This window comes from Sphingopyxis granuli NBRC 100800 (assembly GCF_001591045.1).
Classification (GTDB): domain Bacteria; phylum Pseudomonadota; class Alphaproteobacteria; order Sphingomonadales; family Sphingomonadaceae; genus Sphingopyxis; species Sphingopyxis granuli.
The window spans coordinates 1-8,069 of record NZ_BCUA01000121.1; the positions used below are offsets into that span (position 1 = coordinate 1).

Consider the following 8,069-nt stretch of genomic DNA (forward strand, 5'->3'; position numbering starts at 1 on the left):
CCGATCAGGTCCGGGGTCGCAATGACGGAGTGGGGCAATCCAAAGTCATCAGAGTCTAGAGCGCGTTCGGCTTTGATGGAATCAAAACCGGCACTCTAGATTCTTGTTTTACCGTGTTTTCCGAGTCGTCAGGTGTTTCCACCTGACTTGAAAACACTCTAGCTTTCGCGGGGATGACGTTTCCCTGTTTTCGCCGGGCGACGTCTATTCGCTCTTTACCAGCGCCCCGCCCTTCACCACCGCCGCGACATGTTCCAGCCGCGTCACGTCGGCCAGCGGGTCGCCGTCGACCGCGATGATGTCGGCATAGCGGCCGACCGCAATCGCGCCGACGTCGCCGGTCATTCCCAGCGCCTCGGCGCCGTTGACGGTCGCGGCGCGGATCGCCTGCAGCGGGGTCATGCCCCATTCGACCATCTTCGCGAACTGCTTGCCATTGTCGCCGTGGGGGTAGACCCCCGCATCGGTGCCGAAGATCATCCGCACCCCTGCCTTGACCGCGCGCTGGAAGGTCTGGCGCTGCGCGAGGCCGATCGCCTTCTCCTTGTCGAGGCTTTCCTGCTCGGTGCCGTTGGCGGTGCCGGTCGCGAGGATATAATCGTCGTTGTAGATATCCATGTCGAACCAGGTCTTGTGCTCGACCGCGAGTCGGATCGCCTCGTCGCTCGCCAGGCTGCAATGCTCGATCGTGTCGATTCCGGCGCGGATCGCGGTCTTGATCCCGTCGTCGCCATGCGCGTGCGCCGCGACCTTCAGCCCCAGCATATGCGCCTCGTCGGCGATCGCCTTCATCTCGTCGAAGGTGAGTTGCTGCGCGCCGACGCTGTCGCCGAGCGAAAAGACGCCGCCGGTCGCGCAGATCTTGATCGCGCGGGCGCCATATTTGTGCAGCCAGCGCACCTTGGCGCGCGCTTCCTCGGGGCTGTCGACGATCGACGGCTGCTTGCGGTCCATCGACGGCGGCAGCCCGCCGCTGTCGCAATGTCCGCCGGTCGCGCCCAGCGCCCAGCCCGCGGGGATGATCCGCGGCCCGGTGATATGACCGCCCTCGATCGCCTGCTTGAGCCCGACATCGCCGAAATCGGCCGAGCCGAGGTTGCGGACGGTGGTGAAGCCGGCGTCGAGTATCTTCCTCGCATTGGCGACGCCGACGACGGTCCAGAAGCTGTCGGTGTAGCGCAGTCCCTGATAGCCGCCGACCTCTGCCAGCGAGGTCAGGTGGACGTGCATGTCGATCAGCCCGGGCAGCAGCGTGCGGTCGCCGAGGTCGATCTGCTTCACGTCGCTGCCCCAGCGCACGGTGCGCGCGTCGGCGATGTTCGCGATGCGGCCGTCGGCGCCGACGAAGATCGCGGGATGCTCGACCGTCCTGCCGGTCAGCACGTCGACATAGCGCGCGGCGGTGATCACCGTCTGTCCGCCATCGGCCTGCGCCGCGCTCGCGGCGAAGACCGCGCCCGCGCCCAAGGCGATTGCGCGCAGGAAACCGCCGAACTTCACACTGGATTGCATATCCGCCCCCGTTTTTGGTGCCCGCGACCCTGATGGCAAAAAGCGGCGCGGCAGGACAGCGGAAAAGGTCTCAGATCGAAATCTTGTGGCGCGCCAGATAATCATAATCGGCGCGGCACGCATCGGCGACCGCGCGCGCCGCGGGGTCGAGATCGGGCATCGGCTTGTCGGGCGCGCCGAAGCCGGTGCTCGCCGCGACCGCGTCGTACCAGTGCGACGCCCAGATGCCGTCGGTGTCGCGCAGCCCCGCCTGCCAATGCAGCATCGCCGGATCCCAGGCGATGCCGAGCGCTTCGCACAACCGGGCGAGCATATTGGCGGGATCGCGCAGGATATCGGCGCTGTCGACGACCGGCGGCGCATGGCCGAGCCGGTCGGCCTCGCGGTCGAAATATTCGACCTGCTTCGCGGTGCCGAGATGCTCGGGCCGCACCGCCTCGCGCTTTGCGGCATAGCTCGCGACGACGCGCGCCGGGTCGCGGATCAGGAAGGCATGGCGCAGCCCCGGCAGGTCGTGGTGCGCGACCGGGCCGACCATGTGATGCGCCATATGCTTCTGGTACCAGACGGCCTTCCCGGCGGGGCACGGCCCGGTCATGCTGCGCGCGACGCCGGTCCAGTCGCAATCCATGTCGGCGATCACCGCGTCGGCCATCGGCTGCGGATCGCCCGTCGCCTTCAGATAGGCGCCATAGAAGGGCTCGTCGGTGACGAAGGTGTCGGCACGGCTGCCGAAGCTGCGCATCATCGCGGTCGACAGGTTGCGCGGCCCCGACCACATGGCGATGCGGACGGTCGTCACGGCCGCCCCCGCTCCGCGATGTCGCGCTCGATCAGCTGCTTGTAGAGTTCCTGCAGGCGCTCGACCATCGGGCCCCTGCCCTCGGTCAGCCGGCGGCCGTCGACCGTGTGCGCCGGGACGACGCCGGCGAAGGTGCCGGTGACGAACGCCTCGTCGGCGCCATGGACGTCGGTGAGCGAAAAATTCTTCTCGAATACCGGGATGCCGTTTTCGCGGCAGATGCGGATGACGTTGCCGCGCGTGATGCCGCCGAGGCAATAGTCGCCGCTCGACGTCCACACCTCGCCCTTGCGGACGATGAAGAAATGGGTCGAGTTGCACGTCGCGACGAAGCCGTGCGGGTCGAGCATCAGCGCCTCGTCGGCGCCCGCCTGCGCCGCCTGGATGCAGGCGGTGATGCAGTTGAGCTTCGAATGCGAATTGAGCTTGGGGTCCTGCACCGCGGGGTCGCCGCGGCGGACGTGGACGGTGAAGAGCGAAAGCCCCGTCTCCACCGTCGCGGGCAGCGGGTCCTTGTGCTCGGCGATGATGACGATCGTCGCGGGCGAGATGACGACGCGCGGGTCCTGATAGGGCGTCGAGCGGATGCCGCGCGTCACCATCAGCCGGATGTGGCAGCCGTCCATGCCGTTGGCGTCGATCGTGTCGTAGAGCCGCCGCTCCAGTTCCGCGCGCGACAGGCCGATATCCATCGCGATCGCCTTCGCGCCTTCCCACAAGCGGTCGAGATGCTGGTCGAGGAAGGCCATGCGTCCCTTGTGGACGCGAATCCCTTCCCACACGCCGTCGCCAAGCATGAAACCGCTGTCGAACACCGATACGCTCGCCTCGGCGCGCGGGACGAGCGCGCCGTTGACGTTGATCAGGATCGCATCGTTGCGCGGGTCGGGGGCGAAGTCGTGGGTGCCATGTGCCATGCACGCGACGTTAGTCCGTTCGGCGCGACTGTCGAGGGTGATTGATCGGCGCCGGCAATCGGATAGGAAGGCCCGGGCTTGCCATGACCTTTCTCTCGCTCGGCCTCGTCGTCGGCGTCGTGCTGCTCAGCGGCTGACGCGCCCGGTTCCCGCAACCGCGAGCGCGCATCCGGCGCCGAGCAGCGTGCCGCCCACGACATCGCTCGTCCAGTGCACGCCGAGCATCACCCGCGACAGCGCGGTCAGCAGGATCGCGAGCGCCGCGAAACCGGCCGCCGCCGGACGCCAGCGCGGCGGGACGAGCAGCGCGAGCGCGATCACGATCGCCGCAACGCTCGTCGCATGACCGCTGGGATAGGACCAGTTCGACACCTGATCGAGGTGCGGGACAAGGTCGGGGCGCGGCCGGCCGTAGACAGTCTTCAGCAGGCTCGACGCCAGATTGGCGACGAGCGCCGCGCCGAACAGCCGCAGCGCCGCCTGCCTGTCCACCCAGCGCCAGAACGAAAGGCACAGGATGAGGACGAGAGCCCAGCGCGCGACGCCGCCGCCGAACCAGCTCACGCCTTGCAGAAAAGCGATCAGTGCGGGCGCCGCTATGCCCTCGCGCAGCGCCAATGCCTTCGACAGGCGTTCATCGACAGGGGCCAGAGCGCCGGTCGCGAAGCCGAGCAGCAGCGCGGCGGCGACCAGCAATGCGGCCCAAAAAAGCGAACTGCGCGCGGTCATCCCCGGCGCCTAAGCGACCGCGAAGCGCCGCGCAAGCGGGCGGTCAGGCGACCTTGCGGCCGAACGTCGGGCGGGGACGCAGGCCGGGCGTCGCGGCAGGCGCCTCGGGTTGGGGCGCCGGGCGATGGGCGAGATAGCGCGCGAGCGCCGCGTCGGCGTCGAACGCGTCGCCGCGCGGGGCGCCTTCGAGCGGATCGCGACCGCGCTCCGGCCTCGCGGACGCTGTCGGTTCCATTGCGGCCGCGGGGACCTGCCCGGCATGCGCCGCCTGCAGGTCGCCGACGAGCGAATCGAGGTCGCGCTTCTTCACGTCGAGCACCGATGCGGCAAGGCGGATCGTGCGCGTTCCGAACACGCCGCCTTCGACCTTGAAGTCGATGAAATTCTGCCGGTTCACCGGAATGAAGCCGTACATGCGGGTGACGAGCTGGCTGCGGCCGATGCTGCGGACCTGCGACCAGCGGAAGCGCTCCGACGACCAGCTTGTCGCGACGCGCACCCCGGCGGCGTCATATTCGAGCGCCACGCCGTCACCGAGCAGCCGCTTGATGCTCGACGCCGAAGCGAGCGGCCCCGCGACGATCAGGACGACGCCGAGAATGGCAAGCAGACCGCCGCCGAACAGCATCGGCAACCCCATCACCGGCAGGACGATCCCCGCCAGCGTTCCGATGACGAGCTTTCCGGTCCCGAACCTGATCGTGCGCATGGCCGTCCCCTTCGCCGGCCGGCATAGCGTGCAAAGCTTAAGAAATCGGCGACCTCAGATGTGCAGCGCGCGGCCCCAGGCGCCGAGGACGGCTTCGTGCATCGTCTCGCTGATCGTCGGGTGCGGGAAGACCGTGTGCATGAAATCCGCCTCGACCAGTTCGGCGGTCTTGCCGACGGTGTAACCCTGGATCATCTCGGTCACCTCGGCCCCGACCATATGCGCGCCGAGCAGTTCGCCCGTCTTCGCGTCGAAGACCGTCTTCACGAAGCCCTCGACCTCGCCCAATGCGATCGCCTTGCCGTTGCCGACGAAGGGGAAGTTGCCGACCTTCACCTCGTGCCCCGCTTCCTTCGCCTTCGCCTCGGTCAGGCCGACCGACGCAATCTGCGGGTGGCAGTAGGTACAGCCGGGGATGTTGCGCGCGTCCATCGGATGCGGGTGGACATCCTTGTTGCCCAGTTCCTGCGCGATCGCTTCGGCCGCGATCACGCCTTCGTGGCTCGCCTTGTGCGCGAGCCACGGCGGCGCGGTGACGTCGCCGATCGCCCACAGCCCCTTCACATTGGTGCGGCAATAAGGGTCGGTGTCGATATGCCCCTTGGTGGTCTTCACGCCGAGCGTGTCGAGGCCGACGCCCTCGGTATTGGGCAGGATGCCGATCGCGACGATCGCATGGCTGTAATCACCCGCCTGGACCTTGCCGTCCTTCGTCTTGATCTTTGCCGAGACGCCGTTGCCGGTCGCCTTCAGCTCCTCGACCCCGGCACCGGTCAGGATCGTCATGCCCTGTTTCTTCAGCGATTTTTCGAGGAAGCTCGACACGTCGGCATCCTCGACGGGGACGATGCGGTCGAGCATCTCGACCACGGTCACTTCGGCGCCCATGTCGTTGTAGAAGCTCGCGAACTCGATCCCGATCGCGCCCGACCCGATGACGAGCAGCTTCTTCGGCATTTCGGCCGGCGTCATCGCGTGGCGATAGGTCCAGATGCGCTTGCCGTCGGCGGGCGCGAAGGGCAGATCGCGCGCGCGGGCGCCGGTCGCGACGATGATGTGCTTCGCGGTCAGGGTTTCGCTGCCCTTTTCGCCCTTCACTTCCAGTTTCCCGGGCGCGGTGAGCTTGCCTTCGCCCATATGGACGGCGATCTTGTTCTTCTTCATCAGGTGCGTGACGCCCTGGTTGAGCTGCTTCGCAACCCCGCGGCTGCGCTTCACCACCGCGTCGAGATCGGCGCTGATGCTCGCCGCGGCGAGGCCGTAATCCTTGGCGTGCTGCATATAATGATAGATTTCGGCCGAGCGCAGCAGCGCCTTGGTCGGAATGCAGCCCCAGTTGAGGCAGATGCCGCCGAGATTCTCGCGCTCGACGATCGCGGTCTTCAGGCCCAGCTGCGCCGCGCGGATCGCCGCGACATAGCCGCCGGGCCCCGAACCGAGGACGATGAGATCGTAGTTGGTGTCAGCCATGTTACGCCACCAGTCCGAGCGGGTTTTCGACGATCTGCTTGAACGCCTGCATCAGTTGCGCGCCGTCGGCGCCGTCGATGGCGCGGTGGTCGAAGCTGCCCGTCGCCGACATCACCGTGGCGATGGCCAGCGCGTCGTCGACAATCCACGGCCGTTTCTCGCCTGCGCCGATCGCCATGATCATGCCCTGCGGCGGGTTGATCACCGCATCGAACTGGCTGATGCCGAACATGCCCATGTTGCTGATGCTCGCGGTGCCGCCCTGATATTCGTGGGGCTGGAGCTTGCCCTCCTTGGCGCGGCCCGCGAGTTCCTTCATCTCGGTCGAGATCTTGCTCACCGATTTCTCGTCGGCGCCGACGATGATCGGGGTGATGAGGCCGGCGGGGACGCTGACCGCGACCGAGATGTCGGCGCGGCTGTAGCTGATGAGCTGATCGCCGGCGAAGCTGACGTTGCACTTGGGCACCTGCACCAGCGCCTTGGCGAGCGCCTTGATGAGCAGGTCGTTGACGCTGAGCTTGACCCCCTGCGGCTCCAGCGCCGCGTTGAGCTCGCCGCGCAGTTTGAGCAGCCGGTCGAGCTGGATATCGACGGTCAGATAGATGTGCGGGATCGTCTGCTTCGCCTCGATCAGGCGGCGCGCGATCGTCTTGCGCATGTTGCTGAGCTTGTCGGCGGTATGCGGGATATCGGTTTCGAACGGTGCCGCCTGCTGCGGCGCAGCGGCCGGGGCCGGAGTCGCCGCGGCGGCTTGCGCCGGAGCGGCGGCGGTGGCGGGCGCGCCCTCGAGGTCGGCCTTGACGATGCGGCCGCCGGGGCCGCTGCCCTTGACCGCCGACAGGTCGATGCCCTTTTCAGCGGCGATGCGCCTGGCGAGCGGGCTGGCCTTGATCCTCTCCCCCTTATCCATTTGTCCTGATTCCGGATCGCGTCCGGGGGAAGGACCGTCCTTTTTCGCGGCGGTCGCCGAAGAGGAGGACGGCGCTTCGACGGGCTCAGCGCGAACGGGTTCAGGGGTGGGTGCAGAAGCAGCAGCAGGCGCCGGCGCGGCCTTCGCTGTGCTCGCATCCTCGCCCTCGCCCGCGATCACCGCGATCACCGTGCCGACCTTCACATTGTCGGTGCCCTCGGGAACGAGAATCTGCGCGATCGTGCCCTCGTCGATCGCCTCGAATTCCATCGTCGCCTTGTCGGTCTCGATCTCGGCGAGCAGGTCGCCCGACTGGACCGTGTCGCCCTCCTTGACCAGCCATTTGGCAAGCGTCCCCTCCTCCATCGTCGGCGAAAGGGCGGGCATTTTGAGTTCGATGGGCATCGTTGTTCTGGTTCCTGTCACTTGGGAGGCGAAGCCTGCCGTAACGGCTTTCCTCCTCGCCATACGCATTCGCCGGGTCAAGGTCCAGCGGGTGGAACTTGCGTTTCATACGAATGTGCCGCACTCTTCCAGTGGCAAAAGGCATAAGGGGTCGGGGGTATGCGGACCTATCTGGTGGTGATCGACGATAGCCCCGAAGCGACGCTGGCGCTGCGCTTTGCGGCGCGGCGCGCGGCGCGGACGGGCGGCGGGGTGATGGTGCTGGCCATCGTGCCGCCGCAGGATTTCCTCGCCTTCGGCAGCGCGCAGGCGACGATCGAGGCAGAGGCGCGCGAACAGGCGGAAGCGCTGGCATCGTCCGCCGCCGCCGCGATCGCGCAGGAAGCCAATATCTCGCCGCAGATCCTGATCAAATCGGGCAAGCCCGCCGAGGTGGTGCGCGAGGTGATCGGCGAAAGCGACGAGGTCGCGGCGCTGGTGCTCGCAACCGCCGCCAGCGGCGCGCCGGGCCCGCTCGTCACCCATTTCACCGGGCACGATGCGGGCACCCTGCCCTGCCCGGTGATGCTGGTCCCGGGCGGCATCGACATCGCGCGGCTCGACGCGCTGAGC

Annotated in this window: 8 protein-coding genes; 1 reads left to right on the forward strand and 7 read right to left on the reverse strand. The window is 67.4% G+C overall.

Annotated features, from left to right (window positions below; genetic code table 11):
- Positions 1-204: 204 nt before the first annotated feature.
- From SGR02S_RS17990 to SGR02S_RS18020, 7 genes are all read right to left on the reverse strand, one after another.
- A complete protein-coding gene (locus tag SGR02S_RS17990) occupies positions 205-1,512 on the reverse strand; it encodes a Xaa-Pro dipeptidase (RefSeq protein WP_082797222.1) in 1,308 nt (435 codons plus the stop codon).
- A gap of 70 nt (positions 1,513-1,582) precedes the next feature.
- Positions 1,583-2,314, reverse strand: a complete 732-nt coding sequence (locus SGR02S_RS17995; RefSeq protein ID WP_255211520.1) for a sulfotransferase-like domain-containing protein — start codon at positions 2,312-2,314, stop codon at positions 1,583-1,585.
- Positions 2,311-3,231: an aminotransferase class IV gene (locus tag SGR02S_RS18000; protein WP_067113282.1), complete on the reverse strand. Its 921-nt coding sequence runs from the start codon at positions 3,229-3,231 to the stop codon at positions 2,311-2,313. Before SGR02S_RS18000 ends, SGR02S_RS17995 begins: the two co-directional genes overlap by 4 nt.
- Positions 3,232-3,357: 126 nt before the next feature.
- Entirely contained in the window at positions 3,358-3,960 is a 603-nt protein-coding gene (locus tag SGR02S_RS18005) for a phosphatase PAP2 family protein (protein ID WP_067113285.1), read from the reverse strand.
- Positions 3,961-4,003: 43 nt separating this feature from the next.
- On the reverse strand, positions 4,004-4,669 hold the full coding sequence (locus tag SGR02S_RS18010; RefSeq protein WP_067113288.1) for a hypothetical protein: 666 nt from the start codon (positions 4,667-4,669) through the stop codon (positions 4,004-4,006).
- Positions 4,670-4,723: 54 nt separating this feature from the next.
- Complete coding sequence (gene lpdA / locus SGR02S_RS18015) at positions 4,724-6,139, reverse strand: dihydrolipoyl dehydrogenase (RefSeq protein ID WP_067113291.1); 1,416 nt, start codon at positions 6,137-6,139, stop codon at positions 4,724-4,726.
- Position 6,140: 1 nt separating this feature from the next.
- Complete coding sequence (locus SGR02S_RS18020) at positions 6,141-7,457, reverse strand: pyruvate dehydrogenase complex dihydrolipoamide acetyltransferase (protein WP_067113294.1); 1,317 nt, start codon at positions 7,455-7,457, stop codon at positions 6,141-6,143.
- 159 nt (positions 7,458-7,616) lie between these two features.
- Between SGR02S_RS18020 and SGR02S_RS18025 the strand changes: the two genes are divergently transcribed.
- A partial coding sequence (locus tag SGR02S_RS18025) for a universal stress protein (protein WP_067113297.1) occupies positions 7,617-8,069 on the forward strand: 453 nt, incomplete at its 3' end.